Annotated in this window: 18 protein-coding genes, 1 tRNA gene, 1 pseudogene and 1 riboswitch; of the genes and pseudogenes, 11 read left to right on the top strand and 9 right to left on the bottom strand. The window is 66.8% G+C overall.

All coding sequences use genetic code 11. The annotated features are described in order from the left end of the window. Positions 1-1,053, top strand: coding sequence for an acyltransferase family protein (locus tag CJEDD_RS11150; RefSeq protein ID WP_232297691.1), 1,053 nt, complete (start codon positions 1-3; stop codon positions 1,051-1,053). Here the strand turns inward: CJEDD_RS11150 and CJEDD_RS11145 are convergent. Both CJEDD_RS11145 and CJEDD_RS11140 read right to left on the bottom strand, forming a co-directional pair. Beyond that, on the bottom strand, positions 960-3,854 hold the full coding sequence (locus CJEDD_RS11145) for an alpha-(1->3)-arabinofuranosyltransferase domain-containing protein (RefSeq protein WP_042406252.1): 2,895 nt from the start codon (positions 3,852-3,854) through the stop codon (positions 960-962). The two genes, CJEDD_RS11150 and CJEDD_RS11145, sit on opposite strands and share 94 nt — an antisense overlap. Before the next feature lie 14 nt (positions 3,855-3,868). Then, the gene (locus tag CJEDD_RS11140; protein WP_081764503.1) at positions 3,869-4,102 is read right to left on the bottom strand and encodes a DUF2613 domain-containing protein; all 234 of its coding nucleotides are present in this window, start codon (positions 4,100-4,102) and stop codon (positions 3,869-3,871) included. 74 nt (positions 4,103-4,176) lie between these two features. Here CJEDD_RS11140 and CJEDD_RS11135 point away from each other — a divergent pair, with 74 nt between their 5' ends. The 3 genes and pseudogenes from CJEDD_RS11135 to CJEDD_RS11125 all read left to right on the top strand — a co-directional run bounded on the left by CJEDD_RS11135 (position 4,177) and on the right by CJEDD_RS11125 (position 8,521). Beyond that, complete coding sequence (locus tag CJEDD_RS11135; protein ID WP_273657526.1) at positions 4,177-5,364, top strand: glycoside hydrolase family 3 N-terminal domain-containing protein; 1,188 nt, start codon at positions 4,177-4,179, stop codon at positions 5,362-5,364. 157 nt (positions 5,365-5,521) lie between these two features. Beyond that, positions 5,522-7,092, top strand: a pseudogene (locus CJEDD_RS12390) (VanW family protein). Between the two features lie 43 nt (positions 7,093-7,135). After that, positions 7,136-8,521: a GntP family permease gene (locus tag CJEDD_RS11125; RefSeq protein WP_042408439.1), complete on the top strand. Its 1,386-nt coding sequence runs from the start codon at positions 7,136-7,138 to the stop codon at positions 8,519-8,521. Positions 8,522-8,525: 4 nt separating this feature from the next. Here the strand turns inward: CJEDD_RS11125 and CJEDD_RS11120 are convergent, their stop codons facing one another. Then, the gene (locus CJEDD_RS11120) at positions 8,526-9,353 is read right to left on the bottom strand and encodes an esterase/lipase family protein (RefSeq protein ID WP_081764562.1); all 828 of its coding nucleotides are present in this window, start codon (positions 9,351-9,353) and stop codon (positions 8,526-8,528) included. A 58-nt stretch (positions 9,354-9,411) separates the two neighbouring features. Continuing rightward, positions 9,412-9,532, top strand: a riboswitch (SAM riboswitch). Between the two features lie 18 nt (positions 9,533-9,550). Here CJEDD_RS11120 and CJEDD_RS11115 point away from each other — a divergent pair. Both CJEDD_RS11115 and CJEDD_RS11110 read left to right on the top strand, forming a co-directional pair. Continuing rightward, complete coding sequence (locus tag CJEDD_RS11115; protein ID WP_042408431.1) at positions 9,551-9,904, top strand: hypothetical protein; 354 nt, start codon at positions 9,551-9,553, stop codon at positions 9,902-9,904. Then, the gene (locus tag CJEDD_RS11110; protein WP_042408428.1) at positions 9,897-10,442 is read left to right on the top strand and encodes a hypothetical protein; all 546 of its coding nucleotides are present in this window, start codon (positions 9,897-9,899) and stop codon (positions 10,440-10,442) included. The genes CJEDD_RS11115 and CJEDD_RS11110 overlap by 8 nt, the downstream gene beginning before the upstream one ends. A gap of 14 nt (positions 10,443-10,456) precedes the next feature. Here the strand turns inward: CJEDD_RS11110 and CJEDD_RS11105 are convergent. After that, a tRNA-Gly gene (locus tag CJEDD_RS11105) sits at positions 10,457-10,527 on the bottom strand. 82 nt (positions 10,528-10,609) lie between these two features. Between CJEDD_RS11105 and dcd the strand changes: the two genes are divergently transcribed. Then, positions 10,610-11,173, top strand: coding sequence for a dCTP deaminase (gene dcd, locus CJEDD_RS11100; RefSeq protein WP_042408425.1), 564 nt, complete (start codon positions 10,610-10,612; stop codon positions 11,171-11,173). Between the two features lie 36 nt (positions 11,174-11,209). Here the strand turns inward: dcd and CJEDD_RS11095 are convergent, their stop codons facing one another. Then, entirely contained in the window at positions 11,210-11,887 is a 678-nt protein-coding gene (locus CJEDD_RS11095; protein WP_042408423.1) for a hypothetical protein, read from the bottom strand. 333 nt (positions 11,888-12,220) lie between these two features. Here CJEDD_RS11095 and CJEDD_RS11090 point away from each other — a divergent pair, with 333 nt between their 5' ends. Next, positions 12,221-12,655, top strand: coding sequence for a hypothetical protein (locus CJEDD_RS11090; RefSeq protein WP_042408420.1), 435 nt, complete (start codon positions 12,221-12,223; stop codon positions 12,653-12,655). Positions 12,656-12,686: 31 nt separating this feature from the next. On the opposite strand, the gene CJEDD_RS11085 is transcribed toward CJEDD_RS11090, so the two are convergent. Next, complete coding sequence (locus tag CJEDD_RS11085; RefSeq protein ID WP_042408417.1) at positions 12,687-13,895, bottom strand: Fic family protein; 1,209 nt, start codon at positions 13,893-13,895, stop codon at positions 12,687-12,689. A gap of 189 nt (positions 13,896-14,084) precedes the next feature. Between CJEDD_RS11085 and CJEDD_RS11080 the strand changes: the two genes are divergently transcribed. The 3 genes from CJEDD_RS11080 to CJEDD_RS11070 all read left to right on the top strand — a co-directional run bounded on the left by CJEDD_RS11080 (position 14,085) and on the right by CJEDD_RS11070 (position 23,365). Continuing rightward, the gene (locus CJEDD_RS11080; RefSeq protein ID WP_042408412.1) at positions 14,085-15,398 is read left to right on the top strand and encodes a UDP-glucose dehydrogenase family protein; all 1,314 of its coding nucleotides are present in this window, start codon (positions 14,085-14,087) and stop codon (positions 15,396-15,398) included. Between the two features lie 234 nt (positions 15,399-15,632). After that, complete coding sequence (locus CJEDD_RS11075; protein ID WP_042408409.1) at positions 15,633-16,844, top strand: ATP-binding protein; 1,212 nt, start codon at positions 15,633-15,635, stop codon at positions 16,842-16,844. A gap of 149 nt (positions 16,845-16,993) precedes the next feature. Further along, complete coding sequence (locus CJEDD_RS11070; RefSeq protein ID WP_273657525.1) at positions 16,994-23,365, top strand: hypothetical protein; 6,372 nt, start codon at positions 16,994-16,996, stop codon at positions 23,363-23,365. Positions 23,366-23,629: 264 nt separating this feature from the next. Here the strand turns inward: CJEDD_RS11070 and CJEDD_RS11065 are convergent, their stop codons facing one another. The 3 genes from CJEDD_RS11065 to CJEDD_RS11055 are packed head-to-tail and all read right to left on the bottom strand — an operon-like array spanning position 23,630 to position 25,772. Then, a complete protein-coding gene (locus CJEDD_RS11065) occupies positions 23,630-24,871 on the bottom strand; it encodes a pyridoxal phosphate-dependent aminotransferase (protein WP_042407334.1) in 1,242 nt (413 codons plus the stop codon). Positions 24,872-24,892: 21 nt separating this feature from the next. Further along, a complete protein-coding gene (locus tag CJEDD_RS11060; protein WP_052333791.1) occupies positions 24,893-25,495 on the bottom strand; it encodes a DUF1707 SHOCT-like domain-containing protein in 603 nt (200 codons plus the stop codon). A gap of 25 nt (positions 25,496-25,520) precedes the next feature. Next, on the bottom strand, positions 25,521-25,772 hold the full coding sequence (locus CJEDD_RS11055) for a hypothetical protein (protein ID WP_042407340.1): 252 nt from the start codon (positions 25,770-25,772) through the stop codon (positions 25,521-25,523). Positions 25,773-25,780 lie beyond the last annotated feature (8 nt).

Raw genomic sequence — 25,780 nt, 5'->3', positions numbered from 1 at the left:
GTGAACAGACCGCCCCTTCTGCCAGAGCTCGACGGCCTGCGCGCCGTCGCCGCGTACGGCATCGTGGCCACGCACGTCGCGTTCCAGACCGCGACGGGTTCGGCGGTACTCGAGCGCTTCGACTACTTCGTGGCGGTGTTCTTCGCGCTGTCGGCGTTCCTGCTCGCCCGCGGCGGGATGCGCCCGGGCTACGCGGCGCGGCGGGTGGCGCGGCTCGCGCCGGCGTACGTGGTGTGCGTCGCCGTCGTGCTGCTCGCGCTCCCGCCGCTCGCGGGGGTGTCGTGGGCGCAGGCGGCGGCGAACCTGCTGTTGCTGCAGCTTTACGTGCCGCATTCGCTTATCGACGGGCTCACGCAGATGTGGTCGCTGTGCGTCGAGGCCGCGTTCTACGTCGTCCTGCCCGCGTACCTGCGCCTCGGCGGGCGGGGCCGGCGCGTGGCGCTCGCCGCCGCGGTGGCGGCGGGGCTGGCGTGGCCGTGGGCCGTGGCGGGCATCGAGGACTCCGCGGTGCTCAACCTGCAGATCTGGCCGCCCTCGTACGCGCTGTGGTTCGCCGTCGGGCTTGCGCTCGCCGAGCTGGAGCGCGCCGGGGTGGCCTACCGGGGGCCGCGCTGGCCGTTCCCGCTCTCCGCGCTGCCCGTGGCGTGGTTCGCGGGCGTGATCGGCCCGCGTGGGCTCACCCACCCGTCACCTGCCGAGTTCAACGCGCGGGTCCTGCTGGGCGCGCTGTTCGCCGCGCTCGTCGTTGCGCCCTACGCGCTGGGGCCGCGGGAGCGCGGCACCGTGCTGTCCTCGGCCACGATGCGCACGCTGGGGCGCTGGTCCTACTCGGTGTTCCTCTGGCACATGGCGGTGCTGTACTTCGTCTTCCCGGTGCTCGGGGTGCCGGTCTTCGGCGGCCACTTCCTGCTCGTGTACGCGGCGACGGCGCTGGCGACGACGGCCGTGGCGTACGTCTCCTACGAGCTCGTGGAGGTGCCCGGCGCGCGGCTGGTGAGGCAGGCCACCGCGAAGCACCCGGCGGCGACGAGGAAGGTGGACGAGCCGGCGTAGTGCGCCGTGGGCCACGGGGCGCGGGCGAGGACGAGCCCGCACACGGCCATGGCGGCGGCCGCGACCCGGGAGGTGTCCAGCACTGTGAAGCGGCGCACCACCCACGCGAGCGCCACCGCAGCGAGGCCCGGGAGCGGGAAGGCGGCGACCGCGGCTGCGGCGGGCACCCAGCCGACGGCGTCGGGCGGCGCGTACGGCCCGTCCTCGCGCAGCCGGGTCAGCAACACGCACGCGGCGACGGCGAGCAGGCTGAACGCGCCGCCGAAGATGAGGGAGTAGCGGTACGCGTCCTCGCCCGCGAACGTCATGGCGAACTCGCCGCTGGCCCCGGCGGGGACGCGGAAGGCCTGGGCGCCAGCGTCGAGACGCACCGGCTCGAGCGGCGTGCCCCCGAGGGTGGCGCGCAGGCCCGAGTTGAACGCACGGGTGGTGAGCACGAGCGTGTCCCCGGTGCGCTCCGGCAGGGGCGCGCACGAGAGCATCACCGTCTCTGCCCGGGTGAACAGCTCGTGCGTGCCCGCGGGCAAGGTGACGCTGCCGACGCGGCGCTCGCCGTCGATGGTGGCGGGGGCGGAGAGCTGCCACGTCGCGTCCTCGGCGGTGGTGAAGCGGCGCTGGATGACGGTGTTGTCCGGGAAGTGGCGCTGGAAGAAGTAGCGGTCTGCGGTGCCCTCGACCTCGACGATGCGGCGCACGCCGACGTCGAGCTCGCGGATGCCGACGCGCCCCGTGAGTTCGAGGATGGTCGCGCCGCGGCGGCTGAGCTGCCGGGGTTGGTCCTTCACCAGGGAGACGCTGCGGCAGGCGCGCTGCCCGTCGCACAGTCGCACGGTGGTGTCCGCGGTGGCGGTGACGGAGATGGTCTCCTGCTGCGACACGAACTCGATCCACGGGTGCGCGTCCCCGGGGGCTGGCCACCAGGCGGTTTCCGCGAGACCGTCGAACGCGGCGGTGAGCGACTTCGACGGGTCGGGCCCGCCGAACGCGCCCGCGTCCGCGGCGGAAGAGGACGCGCGCGCCATACCGTCCTCGGCGACGCCGGTGCGCGTGCCGTCCGAGGGGTAGTCCTTCAGCCGGTTCGCCACCGTCGAGTCCTCCCACCCGCCGGCGAGGTACCCGCCCTGCCCGCGGATCGCGCCGTAGTTGCGCGCCGCGAGCGCCGGGGTATCGGTGACGATGTCGGGGTGCTCGCCGGTAAGACGCGCCGGGAAGTAGCCCAGCTCGCGCCACAGCAGCGGCAGCACCTCGCCGCCGCCGTCGACCGCCACCGGCGCGCGGTCGGTGACCATGACGTCGCGGTCTGGGTCGAGCAGGAAAATGTCGAGGTCCCCGAAGCTCGCGGCCGGCTCGCCGAGGTTCGGCGTCGGCGGCTGCCGCTCGAGGTCGCGACGCACCACCACCGCGCCCACCCCGATCGAGCGCAGCGCCTGCGTATCGACGAGCTCCGCCTGCCCATCGAGCCCCCGAATCGCCTCCGGGTCCACGAGCGGCACCGCGTCCCGAAACGCGAAGCGGCTGGCGGTGAGCGCCTGGATCGGCTCGTCGCGCGTCCACCCCCACGTCTGGCGGGCGAACTGCGCGGGCGGGACTACCAGGGTGCGGGTGCCTGCCGCGTGCTCGTCGAGCCACTGCCCGGCCGCGACCCAGTCCTGGGACACCTCCCGCCACGTGCCCTCCGGCAGCAGGCGCAGTGACCACGCGGGGGCGAGCGCCACCGCGGCGGCGAGCGCGACGGCCACGGCCCGCGGCCGGTCCACCCGAGACGCGAGGTGCGCCGCGCCGAGGGCGAGCGGGAGACGCACGAGCGGGTCGAACTTGTGCAGGTTGCGGAAGGGGGCCAGGGCCCCGTCGTACAGCGTGGTGCACATGTGGGCGGACCCGAGGACGACGAACCCGACGGCGAAGACGGTGATGAGCGGGCCGCGCCACGGCATGTCGCGGCGCGCCAGCCCCGCGAGCCCCGCTGCGGCGACGAGACAGGTGGCGATGATGAACGCGGGCTCGGCGACGAGGAGGTGGCCTGCGGCGCGCTCCGTGTCGACGAAGGGCGTCCAGCTCGTCGTGCCGCGCAGGATCTCCACGGGGTTGAGCCAGGCCGTGGTCACGTGCGCGGACTCGATGAACTCCGTAAACGGGGGTGAGTAGCGCCCGAGGACGATGAGCGGGCCGATCCACCACGCGGACACGGCAGCGGCGCCGAGCGCGAACCCCGCCGCCTGCTTCGGCGCGCGCCGGGCGAGCAGCAGGACGAACGCGGGCAGGCAGGCCGCCATCGTCGCCGCGGCGTTGACCGCGCCCATGCAGGCCACGGCGATAAGGGCGGGCGCGACGCGGGGTTTGCGCCCGGTGAGCGGGAGGAGCGTCCACGGCACGAGGGCGACGGGCCAGGCCTCCGACGAGATCGCCGTGAGGGTGGTGAGGATGCGCGGGCTCAGCGCGTAGCACGCCGCGCCGAGCACCTGGGGGAGGGTGCCGCGCACACCGACGCGCCGAGCGAGGGCGAGCGTGCCGGAGTACGCGAGGCACAGCAGCAGCGCCCACCACGCGCGCTGGATCAGCCAGTCGGGCACGCGTAGCAGGTGGCCGAGGAGGAAGAAGGGCCCGTGGGGGAAGAGGTAGCCGTAGGCCTGGTTTTGCACCTGACCCAGCGGGAACCCGTCGGTGTAGGCGTGCGTGGCGCGCGCGAGGAAGCGGGCCGGATCCGCGACGAGATCGAACTTCGTGTCCGCCGCCACCCGCCCGGGCGGCTGGGCGAGCACGAGCAGAACCAGCGCGAGCCAGCCCGCGAGGTGTGCGCGCATCCCCCGCACGGCGCCTACTTCCGGGAGCCGTACTCCGGCCCGCCGAGGACAGCGTTGTCCGCTGGGACCGCGTTGCTCTCCGGCACCGTCGACTGGCCCGAGGCGGCCGCGATGCCGAGCACGCCCACGACGCCCAAGACCGCGCCGACTGCCGCGCTGGCGAGCACCGGCGAGACCCGGGAGGTTCGCTCCGCCCGCGACGCCGAGGGATCCTGCGGCTGCTGGGGAAGGAAGACTCGGTGGGACATGTCGGCTGAGCCTACCAGCGCGGGTACAGTGGCGGTGGTTTTGTGGCAGGTGTCGGGTGCGAAGGGGCGAGACGATGAGGGCTCGGGTCGTCGCTGCGGCGCTCCTCGCGCCGGCGCTCGCCTGCGTCGCCGCCTTGGGCCTGGCCGGGTGCGGCGAGGAGGACGCGGTTGAGACGGCGGCACCGGACGAGTCTGCGCAGCCGGCGTTGTCGACGCAGGCGGCGCCGGAGGGCGTCGATACGCAACACGCCCCGACCCCTGCGCAGCTGCGGGTACCGGAGGATCTGCGCGCGCGGGTGGCCACCCTCATGGTGGTGGGGGTGGCCGATTACGACCAGGCGCGATTCGCGCTCGATCAGGGGGTCGGCGGGGTGATCATCCCGAGCTGGGCGGACCCGGCGCTGCTCACCGAGCCGGGGCGCAACATCAACGCCCTGCGCGAGGAGTACCAGCGCCCCTTCTCGGTGGCCATCGACTTCGAGGGCGGGCGCGTGCAGCGGCACACGCAGGTGTTCGGCGATTTCATGCCGCCGCGCGCGCTCGCCGGCACGCCGCCCGAGGTGATCCGCGGCACCGGCTGGGACATCGGGCGCTCGCTGCGGGCCTACGGGGTGAACGTGGACTACGCGCCGCTGCTCGACCTCGACGTCGCGGGCCTCGACATCGTCGGGGACCGCTCGTTTAACGGGAACCCGGACGAGGTCGCGCGCGTGGCGGGCCTGTTTTCGCAGGGGCTTATCGACGCTGGCGTCACCCCGACGTTCAAGCACTTCCCCGGCCACGGGCGCGCGTCCGGCGACACCCACCTGCAGCTCGCCGTCACCCCGCCGATCGACGACCTGCGCGGCAGCGACCTGCGCCCCTACGGCCCGCTCCTGGCCGCGTTCCCGCAGGCAAGTGTGATGATGGGCCACATGATCGTGCCCGGGCTCGGCCCCGAGGGGGTCCCCAGCTCGATGAACCCGGAGGCATACAGACTGCTGCGCACCGGCGACTACCCGGGCGGGGTGCCGTTCGACGGCGTCGTGGTCACCGACGACCTGTCCGGCATGCGCGGCATCCTCGACTACGCGCCGACGATGGACGCGGTGGCCCGCGCGATCGGCTCCGGCGCCGACCAAGCGCTGTGGTCCTCCGGCGCGGACCTGCCGCGGATCATCGACCACATCGTCTGGTGCGTGCAGAACGGCTACATCCCGGAGGCGCGCATCGACGAAGCCGCGACGCGCGTGCAGCAGCAACTCATCAGCGTCGGGCTGTGATCGTGTCGCCGCGCGGGCTACCCTTAATCGGGTGACTACCGTACAGCCAACCTCGCATAGTGTCGGCAGGAGCTCCGGCCGGGCCGGGAAGATCGCGCTCTGGACGCTTCTCGGCGTGCTCGTAGTGCTGCTCGCGCTGTACCTCGCGGATCTGGCCATGAACCGCGGCAACGTGCCCCGCGGCACCACCGTCGGCGGCGTCGCCATCGGCGGCATGGCACCCGAGGAGGCCGAGCGCAGCCTCGAACAGGAGCTTGGCGGGGTGGCCGCGAAGCCGGTGACCGTCCGCGCCGCCTCGCAGGAGGCGACGGTGGTGCCGGAACAAGCCGGGCTGGGCATCGATTGGCCCGCAACCGTCGCCGCCGCAGGCGTGCAGTCCGCCAACCCGGTTACGCGTCTGACCGGCCTGTTTCGCACACACGAGGTGGACGCGGTGACCGTGGTCGACGACGCCGCCCTGAACCCCCAGCTGGACAGGCTGGTCAAGGAGCTGCACGTCGAACCTGTCGACGGCGCCATCAACGTCGAGGCCGGCCAGGGCAAGGTCACCGACCCAAAGCTGGGCCAGGACGTCCCGCGCCCGATGCTTCGTGATGAGCTGACGACAAGCTGGCTCAACCCCCAGGGCGTGACGGTGCAGCCAGAGGAAGTCCAGCCGGCGGTGAATAACTCAGTGATCCAGGCGGCGATGTCCGGCCCGGTGAAGTCCGCGCTCGCCGGGCCGCTCACGCTGGGGGCAAGGACGCGGTCCAGGCGACGATCCCGCAGGACCGTCTCGGTGAGGTTGTGCAGTTCCCCAACGTGGAGGGCCGCATCGACCCGGTCGTGAACACTGACGCCGCCCGCACCATCTTCGGCGAGCAGCTCGCAGGCACGGAAACGGAGATGCAAAACGCCCGCGTCCTCGCAGGCGGCGGGGTCGAACCCTCCGTTGACGGTTCGGTGGTGGACTGGGACGTCACGCTCCGAGACTTCGACGCCAGGCTGCTTGCCGATCAACCCCGCGACTGGGAGGCCGCGTACAAGGCGGTGCCGGCCGACTTCACCACTGAGGCCGCGAATAACGCCACGTTCGACCAGGTCGTTGGCTCGTTCACCACCGGCGGGTATTCGGGTGCGTCCGGCACGAACATCGCGCTGGTCGCCTCCACTGTCAACGGGGCCATCGTGAACCCGGGCGAGACCTTCTCCCTAAACGGCTACACCGGCCCCCGCGGCACCGCCCAGGGCTACGTGAACTCCGGGATCATCTTGAACGGGCGCGCCGACAACGCCGTCGGCGGCGGCATTTCCCAGTTCGCCACCACCTTGTACAACGCCGCCTACTTCGCCGGCATGACCGACGTGGCGCACACCCCGCACTCCTACTACATCTCCCGCTACCCGGCCGGGCGCGAGGCCACCGTCTACGAAGGCGCGATTGACCTGCAGTTCCGCAACGACAGCCTGCACCCCGTGCGCATCGCCACCAGCGTCGGCGGGGGAGAAGTGACCGTCTCCCTCATGGGTGTGAAAACGGTGAACGTCGAATCCGTCAACGGCGGCCGCTGGGCCTACACCTCCCCGTCCCCGGTGTCGGTGTCCGGCGCCAGTTGCGTGCCCTCCGGTGGCGCGCAGGGCTTCACCACCTCCGACACCCGCTACATCTACGACCTCGCCGGCAACCTCCTCGACAGCGAAACCCAGACCACGGTCTACGACCCGCAGCCGATTGTGAATTGCGGGTAGCTCCGACCGTGTCGGCGCGGCCGATAAGGTACCCACCATGGACATGGATACCTGGGAGCCGGTACTCGGAGCCGGCCCGCTGCTGGGAATCGCGGCAGCGGCGATTGCGCTCATTTTGTTCCTGGTGATGCGGCTGAAGCTGCACGCGTTTGTGGCGCTGATCATCGCGTCGATCTTCACAGCGCTCGCCGCAGGCATCCCGATCGACGGCGTGATGCCGACGCTGATGAAGGGCTTCTCCTCCACACTGGGCAACATCGCGCTGCTCGTCGGCCTGGGCGCGATGATCGGCCGCCTCGTCGAAGCGTCCGGAGGAGCGCAGTCGCTTGCCGACGCCCTCGTGAAACGCTTCGGCGAAGACAAGGCTCCGTTCGCTCTCGGGTTGGCGTCGCTGATCATGGGCTTCCCCATCTTCTTCGACGCGGGCCTGATTGTGATGCTGCCCGTGATCTTCGCGGTGGCGCGGCGCCTCGACGGCCCGATCCTGGCCTACGGCATCCCGGCTGCGGGTGCGTTCTCGGTGATGCACGTGTTCGTGCCGCCGCACCCGGGCCCGGTCGCCGCCTCGGACTTCTACGGCGCGGACATGGGCCTGGTGCTGCTGTTCGGCCTGTTGGTGGCGCTGCCGACCTGGTACGTCTCCGGCTACCACTGGGGCAAGTACGTGGGCAAGAAGTACCCGAACCGCGTGGCCGACACCCTGCTGAGCGACCAGCAGCAGCTGACCCACAAGGCGGCGGGGCCGGGCACCGTGATCGCGGTGATGCTCATCCCGATGCTGCTCATCTTCGGCAACACGGGTGTCAACGCGTTGTCTACCTCGGGGCGCATCGATGGCGGCGCTACCTGGGCCCGCACCCTGACCTTCCTCGGCCAGACGCCGATCGCGCTGCTAGTGACGGTGCTGGTGGCCATGGTGGCGGTCGGCTTCAACCTGGGTGTGCCGCGCGAGGAGGTGCAGGCGCGCATGGAGTCGGCGCTCGGCCCGGTGTGCTCCGTCATCTTGATCACCGGCGCGGGCGGCATGTTCGGCGGGGTGCTGCGGACCTCCGGCATCGGCGACGCACTGGCGGATTCGATGTCGAACCTCGGCATCCCCGTCCTGCTCGCGGCCTGGCTGATCGCCGCGGCGCTGCGTATCGCCCAGGGCTCGGCAACCGTCGCGCTGACCACTGCGGCGGCGCTCATGGTGCCGGCGGTGGAGGCCGGCGCCTACTCCGGCGTCCAGCTGGCGCTGATCGTGCTGGCGACGGCGGCCGGTTCCGTGATCGCTTCCCACGTCAACGACTCCGGCTTCTGGCTCGTCGGCCGCCTCATGGGCCTCGACGTGGCCACCACGCTGAAGACGTGGACCGTGAACCAGACCCTCATTGCCGTGATCGGCCTGCTGCTGACGTCGGTGTTCTACGGAATCACTCTCGCGTTCTAGCGCGTTACACCAGCCAATCCACTTCCGGGGGTGTGTGCTCGCCCACGTCGCGCGTGAGTCCCCACAACGTCAGCTCCGCGTACAGCGGGTCCCGCGGCATGAGCATGTGCAGGGGCGCGTACCCGCCGTAGAAGCGCGCCGAATCCACGTTGGCCACGTCCGCGCCTCCCACAGATTCGAGCTCGGATGCAGAGTTCGGGGTGACCACCGTGTCCGCCGGCGAATACAGCGAGGTGTACACCACGCGCGGGTCGGTGTCCGGCACCTTTGCAAAGTCCCGAAGCCACGCCGACCCCACCAGCTGCTGCGCCGCACCCGGCGCCACCAAAGAAGTCAGCCGGGGCAGCCGGGACGCCACCTTGCCCAGGTCGCCGGCCCACCCGCGGAAATCGGTGCCGTGAAAGTTGCCGCCCATCGCCACCACGCGCCGGACCTTCCCGGCGCCGCCGCGGGCGATGAACAGCTTCGTCATCAGCGCACCCTGTGAGTGCGCCACGATGTCCACCTGCTTTGCGCCCGTCGCCTTAAGTACGCGCTCAACGTTGTTCGCGACGTCGCCCACGATGGCGTTTAAGTCCCCCACGCCGAAGAACCCGGGCGCGATCATGTCCCCGTAGTCGTATCCCCACACCCAGAACCCGTGGTCTTTCAGGTGCTGGGCGTTGTGGCGGAACGCCGCCGCCCGCGAATTGATTCCGTGGACGTACATCACCGGTGTTGCGTGCTTGGCGCCAAACGACGGGTCGTTGAACGGCAGACGCGGCCGGTTCTCGCGGCCCTGCAGCGCGCCGTAGCCTGCGGCCAGTCCCATGAGTGCGCGAGTGAGCTGCATGGAGGAAGAGTGTATCCAAGCTTGCGCTAGACAAAGCTGTCTACTACTGTGCCCGATGGATCAAGAAATTGACGGCTACGTCTCCCGGCGATCGTCGATTAGCAACCGCGCAAGATCGCGCACGGTGCTTCCGGGAGAAGATCCGCCGGCGCGGCAACCGCCCGCCGGAAGTGCGATTGCTCTGAGGAGAAACCCCCATGTCCCGGGTTGAAACAGCCCCGTCCATCGGCCACCGCGAGTGCGACTTGGTGGCGCGCGGCCACAAACCCCACTGGATCCCGGCGCTCAAGGCCGCGAACGGGCCGGAGGAGCTGTGGTTGGAGATCCTGTCCGTGCAGGTCGACGGCACGCAGCTTGTCATTGAGACCGCCCGCGGCACGTTCACCCGCTACAACCACGACCCCGCGGGCGCCGCCCAAGCCGTCGACTTCAACCGCGAGTGGGGCGTGCTGCGCGGTCCGGAGGTGACCGGCGAGGACGGTCATACCAGGCGAAGCGTCCACCTGGTGTCGATGTCGCCGATCGGCCCCTGCGAGGTGTCCGTTGCGTGAGCTTGCCGTCCAAGACTGGGTGCCCGCCACCAAGTACCGTCGCTTCGGCACCTGTCTCACCGTGAACATGTCCTTCTACCAGTTCACGTTCAGGCTGCGCACGAGCAGGGGAGTGGATGTGTTGTGGCGGCGCATGGGGCAGGTGTTCGAGATCTCGTCGGCGCTCAACGCGTTCCGCAGCTGCGGAAAGATCTACCCGCTGCCTCATCTGCGCAGCGCCTGCCGGTTCGTCGACCTGGAACAATGTACCCACTTCGCCCGCGGGCACCACCTACCGAAGCGCCGCCTCATGGCTCTTGAATCGTCGGAACCCATTCACTGGGAACCTATCGAGATCGTGGAACACACCGGCATCCGGCTGGTCTTTGTGGAAATCAACACCATGATCATGCGGGAGGTCTTCCACCACGATCCCCAGGCCCTGTCCCGCGCGGTGGCCTACGCGCCGAGGTACACCATGCTCGTGACCGGAGGGGCGCGCCCCAAGTACCTGTCGGCCACGGGTCTCCCCGGTATCCCGTGCACGACCCCCGCGTAAGCCCCATCTAGGAGAGCCGGCGACGAGAATCGAACTCGCACTCTCAGCTTGGGAAGCTGATGTTCTACCACTAAACTACGCCGGCACTGCCACACCTGAAATGCAGCAGAGGTAAGAGTAGCACCGCCCCCGCCCAGCCCAAAAAGCGCCCAACTACACTGGCCGGCGTGCTGCTTTCTGATCGTGATATCCGTGAGTCCGTCGATAAGCAAAGGCTCCTCATTGAGCCTTTCGACGCAGGGCTGATTCAACCGAGCTCGATCGACGTGCGCCTGGACAGCCTGTTCCGGGTGTTCAATAACCAGCGCTACACGCACATCGATCCGAAGCTGGAGCAGCCCGACCTGACCACGCTCGTCGAGGTGCCCGAGGGCGAGCCGTTCGTGCTGCACCCCGGCGAGTTTGTCCTGGGTGCGACGCTGGAGCGCTTCACGCTTCCCGACGACCTCGCCGGCCGCCTCGAAGGCAAATCCTCCCTCGGCCGCCTCGGTCTGCTCACGCACTCGACCGCCGGCTTCATCGACCCGGGCTTCACCGGCCACATCACGCTGGAGCTTTCCAACGTGGCCAACCTGCCGATCACGCTGTGGCCGGGCATGAAGGTCGGCCAGCTCGCGCTGTTCGCCATGACCTCGCCGGCCGAGATCCCCTACGGATCGTCCGCGCTCGGCTCCAAGTACCAGGGCCAGCGCGGGCCGACGCCGTCGAAGGCGTACCTCAACTTCCAGTAGGTGTTCGGCGTTTGAGTTTGGGGGGTGCGGCTGCGGTTATAGGAGCTGCTGCAGCTGCGGTGCGAGGCCCGCGGCGGAAACGAGCAGGCTGAGCACGGACAGTACGATCGCCACGATGGCCAGCGTGTTCTTCCCCTGAGGCGCGGCGGGCTCCTTCACGACGGTCGTCCGCTCCACCGTCGTCCTCTCAACCGTCGTTTTCTGCGGCGTAGCCTCTGGTTTGGCTTCGGGTTTTGCCTCGGGTTTTGCGCAGTCCCTCAGCGCTTGCACCTGGGCGTCGGCCATGGCGACCTCTGTCTTATCCAGCTCGGTGAGGGGAATGTAGCGCTGCTCGTCGTTGCTCCAAACCCCTTTTCTTCGCGCTTCTTCCCGAGCCTCTTCGATGATCGGCAGATAGGTTTCTGCCTCGAGTGAGGTCCAGGAAGTCTTGCTGTAGAAGCGCTCATAAAGGTCCTCCATCGGGTTCCCGGCACCATCCGGGATATCGATGAAACAAACCTCACCGCGTTTGCGCAGCTTAATATCTTCCGGGCCGAAACCAAGCTCTGAAAGTTTCGGTTTGGGCGCAGGCTTCGGCTCCTGCCGGCCGAACGTCTCCGACGTGCTCGTCGGGGTGGGCTCCGGTGATCCACTGAACGTCACTTCCTGGGCGGCGGCCGGAGCTGCGCCCACCAGGAGCGCAGTGGACACGAAGCCGGCAATAAACTTCTTCATCTGGGGTCTTTCTCGGGTCGGAAAACGATGACTAGAAGCAAGGTACCTCCTGACAGCGCCCGCTTGCCTCAAGATGCAGCTACCAAGATCGAGCTACCTGCACAAAAATCGGCGGGAAGCTCGATTTGTCTGACGGCCCACCTCCACCTCGGAGCAGCCTGCTTATCGACGACCTCCGGTCCCACCGCACCACCACCCACTAATGAAACTGGTTGCCAATAATGAAGGGGCATTGACCGGCGGAAATCCGTGGTCACTCGGCGAAACTCCTTGTTCGCAACCCAACCGTAAGTACCGTTGAGCTGTACTTATACCTGGCGAGAGGAGCGACCCATGTCCAACAACACCTGCGGCTGCGGCAACCACGACAAGCCGGTCAACCCCGCGAACGCTGAAGTGCGTGAGGAAATCAAGATCGTTCCGGCCGAAGGTTCCGTCGATAAGGTAGTTGCTCCGGCAAACGGCGAGGCCTGCGGCTGCGGCCATGAGGCGGGCCAGTGCTCGTGCGGCCACCAGACCTGCGACTGCCCTCCCGGCGAGTGCAAGTGCGAGGGCCACAACCACGGCCACGACCACGGCGAAGGCAGGCACGACGACGAGATCGGCCGCGACAACGTCAACGCTGACACCGACGGCGCCGTGACCACTGTCGAAACCGCAGAGACCCACCGCCCCGGCACCGACTGGAACGGCGGCAACCTGGGTGCGACCACGGGCGAAGCCACTGAGTCCGGCGCCGGTGAGGCTGAGAAGGGGAACTTGAATTAGACGGAAACGTCGATAAGCGAAGGGCCCTTACTTACCGCAGTTTGAGAAGCTCACGTCCTTCCGTCGTGAGCTGGTAGGCGAGGGGCCTCTTAGTTGCGGCGGCGAGAAGGCCTTCGCGTTCCAGCTCTTCCGCGACAGGACGGATCGTGTTCCAAGACCGCTTCATTGCGGCCACAGCCTCGTTCAGCGGGATGGGGCGGTGGGGGCCGAACAGATATGTCTGTCCTGCGAGGAAGAGCAGATCACGTTCGTATTCACCGCGTTTGAGGCTCGACAATGTGACATCCAAGTCCTCCAAGTGGGCGTGCTTTTGGTCAAGTGAGCTCTCCAAATCGTCTTGGGCGTTGACCAGCATTTCCAGCATGGCTTTGAGGAAGAAGGTGCCCTCTCCATAGTTCATCTGGGTCTCGGCATTGGTAAAGGCGGCGTAGTACTTCTTGCGCTGTAAGGAGAATTGGTGCGACAGTGACATCGAAGTCGGCGGAGAAAGAATCTCCAGCGCTTTGAAAGCTAGGAGGAACCTACCCATGCGGCCGTTTCCGTCGTAAAAGGGGTGGGTGTACTCAAACATGAAATGACCGATGAGGGCGTTCACCAGCAAGTGGGATTCGGTGCGCTGGGATGCGAGAAAGGTCTCGATCCTCTCCTCGATGTTGCGCTCACCGACGGGAGCCTGATGGATTTCCTTCATGCCGTCGTGGATGCCCACGGATCCCGCCCGAAAATGTTGGCCATCGGGAAGATCCTTTTCGTCGATCTCGCCGTCCAGGAGTTTGTCGTACTCGTTTCGCAGCTCCGCCGGTGACGACGGAAAATGCGGCCGGTCCGCAGTGCTGAGTAGGGATTGATAAAGCGCAGCCATCTCCCGGAAGCGTTTATGTGGGCCGGTCGAAGGGTTTTCCAAGGCCTCTGCAATTTCTTTCCGCGTCGAATGGACACCCTCGATTTGGTTCGTCGCCTGAATCTCTTCAATGAGGAGTCCCGTGAGATAGTGTCCGCCCGCTACGCCCGGAAGTGTTGTCCACTTATGAGCGATGCGTAGCTCCGTCTTCCAAACTCGCTCGAGGAGACCTTGAATCTCCTCGGTGAGCAGGACGAACAACGGGTAATTTCCGACGGAAAAGTCCCAATGTAAGGAGGACGGGGAGGTGAAGCGAGACTCGTACGTTTGATCCGCGACCCGCTTCCCGTCACGCGATTGGTGGAAAACCGTCTTGAGCGGTTTGTAGTCTCCAGCCATATCTCCCCCTCGGTTAATTGCAATACTGCAATTATAAGCGCCCCAGCGCCCCCCTATTTTGCAAAATCGGCGGTTTTTGCAATTAAGGTCTCGCAGCAGCGCCTCTTGATTGCAACATTGCAAATTCGCCCAGCTCATTTCCCGCGCTGCCGAACCGTCCATCCCCAGGCATAATGGCCTGTTATGCGGATGACTGTGATTGGTACTGGTTACCTGGGTGCGACGCACGCGGCGTGCATGGCGGAGCTCCGCCACGAGGTGCTGGGCGTGGACGTGGACGAGGCGAAGATCGAGGCCCTGCAAAACGGCCGGGTCCCGTTCTACGAGCCGGGCCTGCCCGAGGTGCTCGAGCGCAATATCGCTTCTCGACGGCTCCGTTTCACCACCAACTACGAAGAAGCCGCCCAGTTCGCCAACGTTCACTTCATCGGCGTGGGTACCCCGCAGCAGCGCGGCTCGTACGCGGCAGATACCCGGTACGTGGAGGCGGTGATCGATTCGCTGGTGCCGCACCTGGAGGGCGAGCACCTGATCCTGGGTAAGTCCACCGTCCCGGTGGGCACCGCGGCGGCGCTGCAGGAGCGCGCCGACAAGCTTGCACAGCCGGGCACCACCGTCGAGATCGCGTGGAACCCCGAGTTCCTCCGCGAGGGCTACGCGGTGAAAGACACCATTGAACCGGACCGCATCGTGCTGGGCGTACAGGCCGGTTCCAACGCCGAAGCGATCGCGCGGGAGGTGTACGCCACCCCGCTCGCGAACAACACCCCGTTCATCGTCACGGATCTGCAGACCGCGGAGCTGGTGAAAGTCTCCGCCAACGCCTTCCTGGCCACCAAGATCTCATTTATCAACGCCGTGTCCGAGGTCTGCGAGATCGTCGGCGCAGATGTCACCCAGCTTGCCGACGCCATCGGCCACGACGACCGCATCGGCCGCAAGTTCCTCGGCGCCGGTCTCGGGTTCGGTGGCGGGTGCCTGCCGAAGGACATCCGCGCGTTCATGGCGCGCGCCGGCGAGGTGGGCGCGGACCAGGCGCTGACGTTTTTGCGCGAGGTCGACGCGATCAACATGCGCCGCCGCCAGCGCGTGATCGATCTGAGCAGGGAGGTGCTGGGCTCGCTGATCGGCAAGCGGATCACGGTGCTGGGTGCGGCGTTCAAGCCGAATTCCGACGACGTGCGCGATTCGCCTGCCCTTGCCGTCGCGGGTCAGCTTTCGCTTGCCGGTGCCGCGGTGCGCGTCTACGACCCGCAAGGCATGGACAACGCCCGGAAGGTGTTCCCCACGCTGGATTACGCCGCCTCCCTCGAGGACGCGCTCACCGGAGCGGAGCTTGTCATCCTGGCCACCGAGTGGGACGAGTTCAAGCAGATGGACCCGGTTCACGCGGCGGAGCTCGTCGAGAAGCAAGTGCTCATCGACGGCCGCAACGTCCTCCCCGTCGAACAGTGGCAGCAGGCCGGGTGGGAGCTGCACGCTCTCGGCCGCAGCCTCGGGTAACCCCAGCCCGACTCGGGTGACCCGGAGCCCGCGAAGAATCCAGCGAAGCGGTTGTAGCGAATCGACCCCAACCGGCGATTCGCTACAACCGTTCCGCTGGAAACTCGGGCCGGGTCCGGCAACTCCGTGCCCTCGCTCGCAGACAGTGTGAATTACATTTTGCCGAGCGATCGCGTTTCAATCTGTCGAGCGATCGCGTTTCAATCTGTTGGGTCGGCGCTATAATCGCATGTCATGTACATTCCGCGGCTCGCAGATTCCCGGCTTGAAAACGCGTTGCAACGCAAAGGTGGCGTCTTAGTTCGCGGACCGAAAGGGTGCGGCAAAACGGAGACGTCGCGGCAGCAGGCGAACAGCGTGCTGAGTGTGGATACTGACCCGCGCGTGCCGTTTCTCATGGGAGCTGACCCGGGGAGTTTGCTCGAGGGAGATGTTCCGAGGCTGATTGACGAGTGGCAGATTCAACCTCACCTATGGGACCTCGCACGACACACGATCGACCGCAGGCAGGTAAAGGGGCAATTCATCTTCACCGGGTCGACGGCGCCGACAGAGGAGCTCACCCGACACTCGGGAGCTGGGCGTTTCGCACATGTAACCATGTCGACGCTGACGATGTTTGAGACGGGTGAGTCCTCTGGGGCGGTGTCGCTCGCTGCACTTGCGGAGGGTGAGACTCCGAACTATTTGGAGAGCGGCCTCAGCTTCGACGAACTTGTTGAGACAATGTGCCGTGGCGGGTGGCCCGACAACGTGGGTCTCACCGTTCAAGATGCTCTCCGCTCAAACCGCGAGTACCTCGAGCAGGTCGCACATGTGGATATCAGGACTCCCGATGGCGTTCAGCGCAGTCCGGAGCGGGTCAACCGGCTCCTGGCTTCACTCGCACGAAATGTTGGAACTGAAGCGGACATTCAAACTCTGGCCAAGGATGTGGGGGTTTCTCGGGACACGGTGGTTGATTATTTGGATGCGCTGTCGCGGATCTTCATTTCGGTGGATCAGCCGGCGTGGTCGACCCACCTCCGCTCCAAAGCCACTTTGCGAAAGTCCCCGAAGCGCCACTTCGTGGACCCCGCGCTGGCGGTCGCAGCGCTCGCCCGCCAGCCGCGAGACATTGCCGACGACCCCGAGTACGCGGGGCAGCTCTTCGAATCCTTCGTCGTACACGAGCTGCGCGCGTACAGTGACGAGCAGGTCTACCACGCCCGTCTGAACACAAACCTTGAGGTCGATGCGGTGGTGCAGCTAAACGGCCGGCCCCTTCTGGTCGAAGTGAAACTTGGACACTACCCGCACGTCGTGGACGAAGCGGCGTCGACGCTCACGCGCTTTGCCAGCCAGTTGGAGGTCGAACCAGTCCTGCTCGTGGTCACCGGGGGCGGGCCCGCCTACACCCGCGCGGACGGCATCGTCGTTGCGCCGGTGTCGCTTCTCGGGCCGTAAGCAGGGATTTTTGCTTATCGGCGCTCTCGCCACAGTTTCGCGGGAAGTTCACGGCAAACTGTGATGTTATGGAGGGGCGTGAAAACTGCGCCTGAGCGTAGTGTTCAGCCAATTATCCACCTTTTTCATAGATCGGAAAATTGCACATCATGTCTACTACCTCCTCGCGGGCTAACTGGGGCTCGCGTTCGCGTGCATCCGTCTCCACCCGTGCGATTGGCGCCGCAACCGTCGCCATCCTCGGCCTGACCACCGTGCAGGTGGCCGCCCCCGATTCGACCTTCCTGCCAACCGCCGATGCCGCGACGCGCACGGTTCAGGGCACCACCGTCACCTACGACGACCAAAACCCGGCCTCCGTGCCGTGGTCGACCACGGTGAAGCAGAACGTCACGCGCTACGGCACGTTGTACCTGAGCCTGGACGCCGTCGAAAAGGACGGCATCGCGAATACCGGCACCTACGACCAGTGGGGAAGCCCCGTTCCGCTGACCATCTGGGATCCCGCCAATCAGACGATCTACCGCAATGGGTTTACGTCTGCTGTGCGCCCAGATCCGTTCAGCAATTCCAACAAGATTACGACTCAGCTTGGCGAATGGACCTACATCTCCCAAAGCTCCATGTTCCAGGTGACCTGGAACCCCGCGCCGGGCTACATCGGCTACGCCCCTCCGCTGCCGATCCAGATCGACCCGTCGAAGCCCGGTGGCCAGCCCGCGCCGCAGTACGACTACGCCACCACCGGACTGCCGGGCAAGACCACCACCCCGCTCACGTCTACGGGTGCGCTCGGCACCGCTCAGACCGTGCAGGCCAGGACCGCGTTCCAAGGTGTCACCGACGGCATCATCTGGGACGGTTACCTGGCCACCTACGCGTTCCAGGTTGACAGGAACGACCCGATCGTGGCGCTGGCCAACCTCACCGACGACCAGTTTGCCACCGACGCAGACGGCAACTACGTCGGCTACGTCACCAACGAGCTGAACACCAGCGAGGGCCGGTACACGATTAACCCGGACTCCGGCGAGGTCACGTTCACCCCGAACAACGACTTCTTCAAAACTGGCGACCCGACCACCAAACAGGCCACCCCGATCCGCGTGATCGTGTCCAACATGACCACGAACACGGACGAGGGCAACGGCCGCGTCATGGCGTACGGCGTCACCCGCCCCGCGCACACGATCAAGGCGAACAACCAGTCCTACTCCGAGGTCAACACCACCTACACCCCGACGGTGACCAAGCCGTCGGTGCAGCTCAAGGACGTCGCAGCGCAGAACCAGGTCGGCCGCGCCGTGACGTTGCGCCCGAACTACGCGCAGGCTGACGGCGCACCGGCGATCAACACGGACACCGTTGAGCTGCTGAACCCGGACGGCACGACCGCCGGCAAAACCCTCACCGTGGAAAACGAGGGCACCTGGCAGGTCAACAGCAACGGCACCGTCACCTTCACCCCGCAGGTCGGCTTTATCGGTGACCCGACCCCGGTGCAGTACACGGCGAAGAACACCGTCGGCATCCAGGCGGACCCGGCCACGCTCACCGTCGACTACTTCGTGCCGGACGGTCGCCCGGCAACGACGTTCGGCACCCAGGGCGTGACGCAGAAGTCCACCGACAGGACCACTTCCGAGGGCGACCGCGGACTGACCGCCCAGCAGATGTTCCCGGGGTATCCCACCAACTGGTACAGCTCGTTCACCTACCAGCTTGTCGACCGGAACGGCAACGCAATCGCGCCGAACACCGCGCTCAAGTACGACAACGTTGGCACCTACACCATCGACGCCGCGTCCGGCGAGGTCACCTTCACCCCGGACCCGTTCTTCGTCGGCCCCGCACCGGAGGTCGGCGTGCGCATCGCCAACCTCACCACCGCGAACGGCCAGGAGCGCGGCGCGGACGGCTCCTACTTACCCGTGGTTACCGCCTCGAACGTGTACCTCCAGCCCGCGTTCGCCAACGGCAACGTCGGCGACACGCTCAAGGCCACACCGGACTACGCGATCGCCGGCCTGCCGAAGATCGACACCGAGAGCATTTCGCTTATCGACGACTCCGGCAACCGCGTCGGCACCACCCTCACCGTCGATGGCCAGGGCACCTGGACCGTCGATCTTGCGACCGGTGAGTTCTCCTTCACCCCGGTTGCGGGCTTCCTTGGCAACCCGGCGCCGGTGAAGTACACCGCGCGGAGTGTCGACGGTATCGCGGCCCGCGAGCCGTCCACCGTCACGGTTACCTACAACCCGCTGGTCACCCGTACCGCCACCACCATCGGCGGCCCGACCGACACCCAGAAATCCACCGACCTGAACTCCCCGGGCGACGCCGGCAAGACCACCGCGGAGCTCTTCCCGGGCCTGCCCGAGGCTTGGTTCAACGCGCCGGTGCAGTTCAAGCTCGTGGACGGCACCAACCTCGTCGACACCCTCCCCGTCGCAGGCGAGGGCATCTACACCATCGATCCCGCCACCGGCGTGGTCTCGTTCACCCCGGACGCCGGGTTCCTTGGCGGCCAGCCCTCGAAACAGGCGGGCGGGGTGAAGATTCAGGCCATCAACACCACTGCCAACGGTACGAAGGTCAACTCGACGCTCATTGCGCAGTACATCCCGACCGTCGAAGACCGCACGTACACGCTGCCGTCCGCCACCAACTCGGCGCCGCTCGGCGAGCCGGGTAAGGCGACGCCCGATTACGGCACCACCATCGACCCGACGAGCGTGCAGCTTCTCGACGCTGCCGGCAACCCCGTCGGCAAGACGCTGGACATCCCGGGACAAGGCACCTGGACCGTCGACCCAACGACGGGCGAATTCACCTTCACGCCGGTGCCGGGCTTCGTCGGCACGCCGGTGAGCGTGCTCTACACCGCCGCGGCCACCAACGGCGGCACGGTGACCGACACCGGTGGTGTGACCATCACCTACCCGGCGGCCATCACGGTCCCCGCCACCACCGTCGGCCCGCAGGGCACCGCCCAGAACAGCTTCGACAAGGACGCGAACGACACCGGCCGCACCCCTGCCGAGATGTTCCCGAACCTGCCCGGAGATTGGTACGGCAAGGCCAACAGCCCGGTGAAGTTCCAGCTCGTAGGTGCAACCGACAATGTTCTTACGGTCGACGGTGTGGGCACCTACACCATCGACCCGGTCAAGGGCACCGTGAAGTTCGAGCCGGAGAAGGGCTTCACAGGCCAGGCCCCGGCAGTGGAGATCCAGACCGTCGGCCTCAGGGACGCCAGCGGCCAGCCGACCGAGATGACCAGCACCTACCAGCCGTTCGTGGTGCCGGTGCGCGTTGAGATCCCGTCCGACTACGCCAAGGCCACCCGCATTGGCCAGCCGGTCACGATCACGCCCGAATACCTCGACAAGACTGTCGACACGAGCACGATCCGGATCATCGCGCCGCAAGGCAGCACGCTCTCCGATGACGGCAAGACGCTGGTTGTGCCAGGCGAGGGCACATGGACCGTCGATGAGCAAGGCAACTTCACCTTCACTCCGCAGGGACCTGACGGTGAGGGCGGCGCGTTTGTGGGCAGCCCGACCCCCATCGACTACACCGCCACCAACCTCGACGGAATCCCTGCACAGGTGCCCGGCCAGATCTCGGCGTTCTACCCCACGCCGGATCCGACGTCGGCTGTCACGACCAATCTGCAGGGCGTGACGCAGCACTCCGACGACAAGAACCGCCAAGACCAGGGTCTCACTGCGAAGGAGATGTTCCCGAACATCGCCCAGGCCACCTGGTGGGACCAGGCAGTCTTCGGGTTGTTTGCCCCGGACGGCACCCCGGCGGAGAACAACACCCTCACCGTCGCGGGCGAGGGCACGTACACCATCAACCCGACAACCGGCCAGGTCACGTTTACCCCGGACCCTGCATTCGTCGGCACGGCGCAGTCGGTGGGCATCGGGATCGTGAACGCGCAGGGCACGCCGACGGCGAAGTACACCGCCGTCGTTGAGCCGGTGGATGTGCACCTTTACGACGCCTCCGTGCTCGGCAACATCGGCAGCCCCCTGAAGGTCACGCCGAGGTACCTGGACACGGTCGATAAGTCCACGGTGGAGTTCGTCGGTGCCGACGGGAAACCCGCAGGCAAGGAACTCAAGGTCGACGGGCAGGGCACCTGGACCGTCGATAACAACGGCACGTTCACCTTCACCCCGGTAGACGGCTACTACGGCACTCCGACCCCGGTGAACTACACCGCGAAGAACACCAACGGTGTGCAGTCCACCGACACCGGCACGGTCTCCGGCGACTACCGCTCGCCGCGGACCTCCCCGTCGGTGACAACTGGCGACCTCAACCAGACCCAGACCTCGAAGACTGGCGCGGAAATGTTCCCGTCCTTCCCGAGCGCCTGGACCGTCACTTACTCGCTGGCGGGCGCGACGGAAAACAAGATTGAGACCGATGAGGGCACGTTCCAGATTGATCCATCGACGGGTGTGGTCACCTTCACCCCGGCGAAGGACTTCAGCGGCACGCCGGACCCGGTGACCGTGCAGGCCACCACCGCGACGGGTGCTACCAAGACCACCACCTACCAGGTGTCCGTGACGGGCAAGACGACGGCGACCACGACGGCAACCACCACGTCGAACGTGCTCACCACCGCGACGCAGACAGAAACTGCGGCACCCGTGACGGTGACGCGCGAGGTACCGACCACCATTGACGGCACCCCGACGACGGTGACTCAGACGCAGTCGGTTCCGACCACGATCACCTCGAACGTGCCCACCACCATCACGGTTGCGGATCTCGCGCTTTCGGACGCAGAGCGCATCGTCCGCACCCCGGGCCCGATTGCCGTGACGCCGAAGTACTCGGGCGAGGTGAACCGAGACACGGTGCGCATCCTCACCAACTCAGGCCAGGAAGTGACTACGCTCGTGGTGCCGGGCCAGGGCACCTGGACGGTGACCAACGGCACCTTCACGTTCACCCCGGAGGACGGTTTCACCGGTGACCCGGCCCCGATCAACTACACCGGCTACAACAGTGACGGTGTGAGGGCGCACGCCTCGGCGACGGTGACCGTGGGTTACAACCTGCCGACCACCGAAACCGCTACCGAAACGGCGACCGCCACCGCCACCGACGTCCTCACCGTGACCAACCCGGTCGAGACGACCACCGTCACACCGGACGCCGTCACGGTCACACAGGAACCGGTCACCGTCACCCCCGAGCCGTTGGTCACCACGGTCACGCAGGTCAACGAGCCGCAGCCGGTCACGGTCACCCCGGCACCGGTGACGGTCACGCACGACCCGATCACGACCGTCGTCACCATCCCGGGCGAGCCCAGCGCGATCACCAGCACGCTGACCATCAGCCCGGAGCCGAAGACGGTCACCCCGAACCCGGTCACCACGACCATCCCGGGCGGCACCGAAACTATCCCGGTTACGGTCACCCCGGCGCCTGTCACGGTGACGCTGCCCGCGGTCACGGTCACCCCGGACCCGGTGACGATCACCAACAACGCCACCGTCACGTCAACTGCGCAATCCGGCACGTCGGTCGAGTTCACGCCCGGCCGCGCGCGCATCGACACCATCCAGGGAACTGTGGTGCAGGTGGTGCTGCAGGACGGCAACGTCGATAAGCAATCGCGCAAGTTCCGCCCCATCGAGGGCACATTGCTTAGCGACGATTCCCGCACCCTCACCATCCCGAACCAGGGCACCTGGACGATCCACGAGGACGGCCACGTCACCTTCGTGCCAGAGCCGAACTTCGTCGGCGAGCTGACGGAGGTGCAAGTCGATTACACCCGCACGGACGGCGCCAAGGTGGACGGCCCGTACCTGATCTCGGGCAGCTACCGCCCGGCGCAGGCGGGGGCGACGGAGACGATCACCGAGCGCGCCACCGAGACGGTGCCGCAGTCCGCGGTCACCGAGACCGCTACTGTGACCCAGCCGGCCGCAACCGCAACAGTTACCCAGCCAGCACCCCCGACAACCTCGGCAACCGCGACCGATGCCACCGGCTCCTCCGGCAGCGAGGTCATTGACCGGTGCGTGGCCAACGCGGTGCGCTCGCCGATCCTGTGGCTGATTCCAATCGGACTGCTGGCGACAGTGGGCGGCGATCTGGTCAAGCCGTACATCGGCCAGTACCAGGCGCAGATCAACCAGATCAACGCGGAAATGAACCGCCGTTGGCAGGAGCAGACCCGCGACTGGGGTGTCGGCGGCCGCGGCGGGCAACGCAACGAGCAGTTCGAGGAACTGCGCCGACGGGCAAATGCCGTCAACGCTCAGTTCCAGCAAGTTGCCGGCCAGCCGGAGGTGCAGCAGTTGGGCAAGGTCGTCGGAGGCATTCTGGGCGTCGTTGCTCTTAGCGCCGTGTTGTACGACTGGTGCACCGCCGACCCGGGCAAAGCCGCGACGTCGATCGACTTCGAGAACGGCTCCAGCCTGCAGGACAAGAGCAGCGTGACCCGCTACGGGGAGGGCAGCTCGGCGTCGTAGAGAGGGCGCTTCGTCGTAGAGAGGGCGCTTCCCAGAACTGTGCCCGCCGGCCCCGGCGCCCACGCGCCGCCCGTGGATAGCTGCGGATGGTCTAGCGGCCGAGCCTGGCTGCTATACCATCCGCTACCTAACGACAACCAATGTCAATATCACCTGGGGGGAACGTGGCCCCGCGCTCTCGATGGTATAGCGGAGACGGATGGTCTACTAGACGATCTGGGGTAGCACGAAGACGAGCGCTCAACGCCCCCGCTCCGCAGGCCCCTAGTGCTGGTGGTAATCCACCAGGAAGTTGCCCAGGCGCTCGATCGCATTCTCCAGCTGCGACGCCCACGGCAGCGTGACCACGCGGAAGTGGTCCGGGGTGGGGTAGTTGAAGCCGGTGCCCTGGACCATGAGAATCTTCTCGCTCTTGAGCAGGTCGAGCATGAACTTCTCGTCGTCGTGGATGTTGTACATCTCGGTGTCGATCTTGGGGAAGCAGTACAGCGCGCCCTTCGGCTCCACGACGGACACGCCCGGAATCTCGCGGAGCTTGCGAACCGCCACGTCGCGCTGCTTGTGCAGGCGTCCGCCCTCGGCGGTGAGCTGGTAGATGGACTGCCGGCCGCCGAGCGCCACCTGGATCGCGTGCTGGCCGGGCACGTTGGCGCACAGGCGCGTGCCGCTGAGCAGGTCGAGGCCTTCGATGAAGCCCTCGGCACGGCGGCGCGGCCCGGTGATTACCATCCAGCCGGCGCGGTAACCGCACACCCGGTACGCCTTGGATAGCCCGTTGAAGGTGATGCACAGCAGGTCCGGGGCGATCTCGGCCATGGAGGTGTGCGTGGCGCCGTCGTAAAGGATGCGGTCGTAGATCTCGTCGGCGAGGATCATGAGCTCGTGCTCGCGGGCGACGTCCGCGATGCCCTCGAGTACCTCGCGCGAGTAGACGGCGCCGGTGGGGTTGTTGGGGTTGATCACCACGATCGCCTTGGTGCGGTCGGTGACTTTCTCGCGGATGTCGTCGAGCGACGGGTTCCAGCCGTCCTCCTCGTCGCACATGTAGTGGACGACCTTGCCGCCGGCGAGCGTGGACGCCGCGGTCCACAGGGGATAGTCGGGGGCGGGGATGAGGATTTCGTCGCCGTCGTTAAGCAAAGCTTGCGTGACCATGGAGATGAGCTCGCTGACGCCGTTGCCCAGGTAGACGTCGTCGATGTCGAACTCCGGGAAGCCCTCGATCATCTCGTAGCGGGTGACCACGGCGCGCCGGGCGGAAGTGATGCCCTTCGAGGTGGTGTAGCCCTGGGAGGTGGGCAGGTTGGCTATCATGTCGCGCATGATCACGTCCGGCGCCTCGAATCCGAAGATGGCGGGGTTGCCGGTGTTCAGCTTCAAAATGGTGTGGCCGTCGCGCTCCATCTTCTCCGCCGTCGCGGTCACCGGGCCGCGGATGTCGTAGAAGACGTTTTTCAGTTTGTCCGCCTGGTCGAAATGGCGGTGCTTCTGCAGTGGCTCACTCATGCCACCCCACTGTAGGCCGGTTTAGTGGTTGCGGAAACGGTTGACAGTGTTTTGTGCGGCGTTGAGGGCGTCGGAGGTCAGCTGGTTGAACTGATCCTGCCGCTGCGCGCGCATGAGCGCCTGCTGCTGCGCCTTCGCGGCCTCGATCTCGAGCTGGCGCGCCTTGAGCTCTTGGCGGCGGCGCGTCTCCAGCTGGCGCAGGCTCGGCGCGTACCAGGAGTCCGGCCCCACCTTCATCACGTACAGCAGGATGTACAGGGTCGGAATGAGCAGGAGGAAGATCGGGTGCAGCGCCGTCAGCCCCAGCGAGGCGAGCGTGCCCAGCCAGAAGATGCCGGCGCGCGTGCGCTTGCCCGCCCGGCGGGCCTCCATGATTTCGGCTTGGGAGTAGAAGACGGCGTCCGCGGGCGCTCGCTTCTCGACGCCACCTCCGGCCCCCACCGTCGGCAAGTCCGCGAACACGGGCTGGAGGTCGGCGTGCGTCTGCGCCTCGGCAACCGCGCGGCATCGCTCGTCGAACTCCGCCATCGTGAGCCGACCTTCGCCGAGCGCGCGGCCGAGCACGTCCATGGCGTCCATGCGCTCCTGGTCGCCGATTCGAAAATTGCCGTAGGGGGTACTCACGCGTCACATGGTAGCCCCGGCGGAGCTACTCGTCGCCGTCGGCGGCCTGGCCGTTGTGCTGGTGCTCCTCACCCTCCGTCTCGCGGGGGAGGTTGCCGTCGTTCCAGTGCTGCATGTCGTGGTGGTGGTCCGCCTCGTCGACGGTGTGCACGCCCTCGCCGACGGGCAGCGTCTCCATGTCGTTGTTCGGGTTGTCGGAGTTGTCGTTCTGCTGCTTCTCGTCGCCGGTCTTGCCGGTGTCGATGCTGGTGTACAGGCCTTCGTTTTCGGTAGTCATGCGCCCGA

This window comes from Corynebacterium jeddahense, from assembly GCF_028609865.1.
GTDB lineage: Bacteria > Actinomycetota > Actinomycetes > Mycobacteriales > Mycobacteriaceae > Corynebacterium > Corynebacterium jeddahense.
Note: the sequence above shows the minus strand (reverse complement) of the source record. Positions and strands in the feature narration are given on the sequence as shown.

Bases quoted from the DNA above. Each gene is read 5' to 3' on its own strand.
- CJEDD_RS11145 (WP_042406252.1), bottom strand. From the start codon at position 3,854: ATGCGCGCACACCTCGCGGGCTGGCTCGCGCTGGTTCTGCTCGTGCTC.
- CJEDD_RS11140 (WP_081764503.1), bottom strand. From the start codon at position 4,102: ATGTCCCACCGAGTCTTCCTTCCCCAGCAGCCGCAGGATCCCTCGGCG.
- CJEDD_RS11135 (WP_273657526.1), top strand. From the start codon at position 4,177: ATGAGGGCTCGGGTCGTCGCTGCGGCGCTCCTCGCGCCGGCGCTCGCC.
- CJEDD_RS11125 (WP_042408439.1), top strand. From the start codon at position 7,136: ATGGATACCTGGGAGCCGGTACTCGGAGCCGGCCCGCTGCTGGGAATC.
- CJEDD_RS11120 (WP_081764562.1), bottom strand. From the start codon at position 9,353: ATGCAGCTCACTCGCGCACTCATGGGACTGGCCGCAGGCTACGGCGCG.
- CJEDD_RS11115 (WP_042408431.1), top strand. From the start codon at position 9,551: ATGTCCCGGGTTGAAACAGCCCCGTCCATCGGCCACCGCGAGTGCGAC.
- CJEDD_RS11095 (WP_042408423.1), bottom strand. From the start codon at position 11,887: ATGAAGAAGTTTATTGCCGGCTTCGTGTCCACTGCGCTCCTGGTGGGC.
- CJEDD_RS11090 (WP_042408420.1), top strand. From the start codon at position 12,221: ATGTCCAACAACACCTGCGGCTGCGGCAACCACGACAAGCCGGTCAAC.
- CJEDD_RS11085 (WP_042408417.1), bottom strand. From the start codon at position 13,895: ATGGCTGGAGACTACAAACCGCTCAAGACGGTTTTCCACCAATCGCGT.
- CJEDD_RS11080 (WP_042408412.1), top strand. From the start codon at position 14,085: ATGACTGTGATTGGTACTGGTTACCTGGGTGCGACGCACGCGGCGTGC.
- CJEDD_RS11075 (WP_042408409.1), top strand. From the start codon at position 15,633: ATGTACATTCCGCGGCTCGCAGATTCCCGGCTTGAAAACGCGTTGCAA.
- CJEDD_RS11070 (WP_273657525.1), top strand. From the start codon at position 16,994: ATGTCTACTACCTCCTCGCGGGCTAACTGGGGCTCGCGTTCGCGTGCA.
- CJEDD_RS11065 (WP_042407334.1), bottom strand. From the start codon at position 24,871: ATGAGTGAGCCACTGCAGAAGCACCGCCATTTCGACCAGGCGGACAAA.
- CJEDD_RS11055 (WP_042407340.1), bottom strand. From the start codon at position 25,772: ATGACTACCGAAAACGAAGGCCTGTACACCAGCATCGACACCGGCAAG.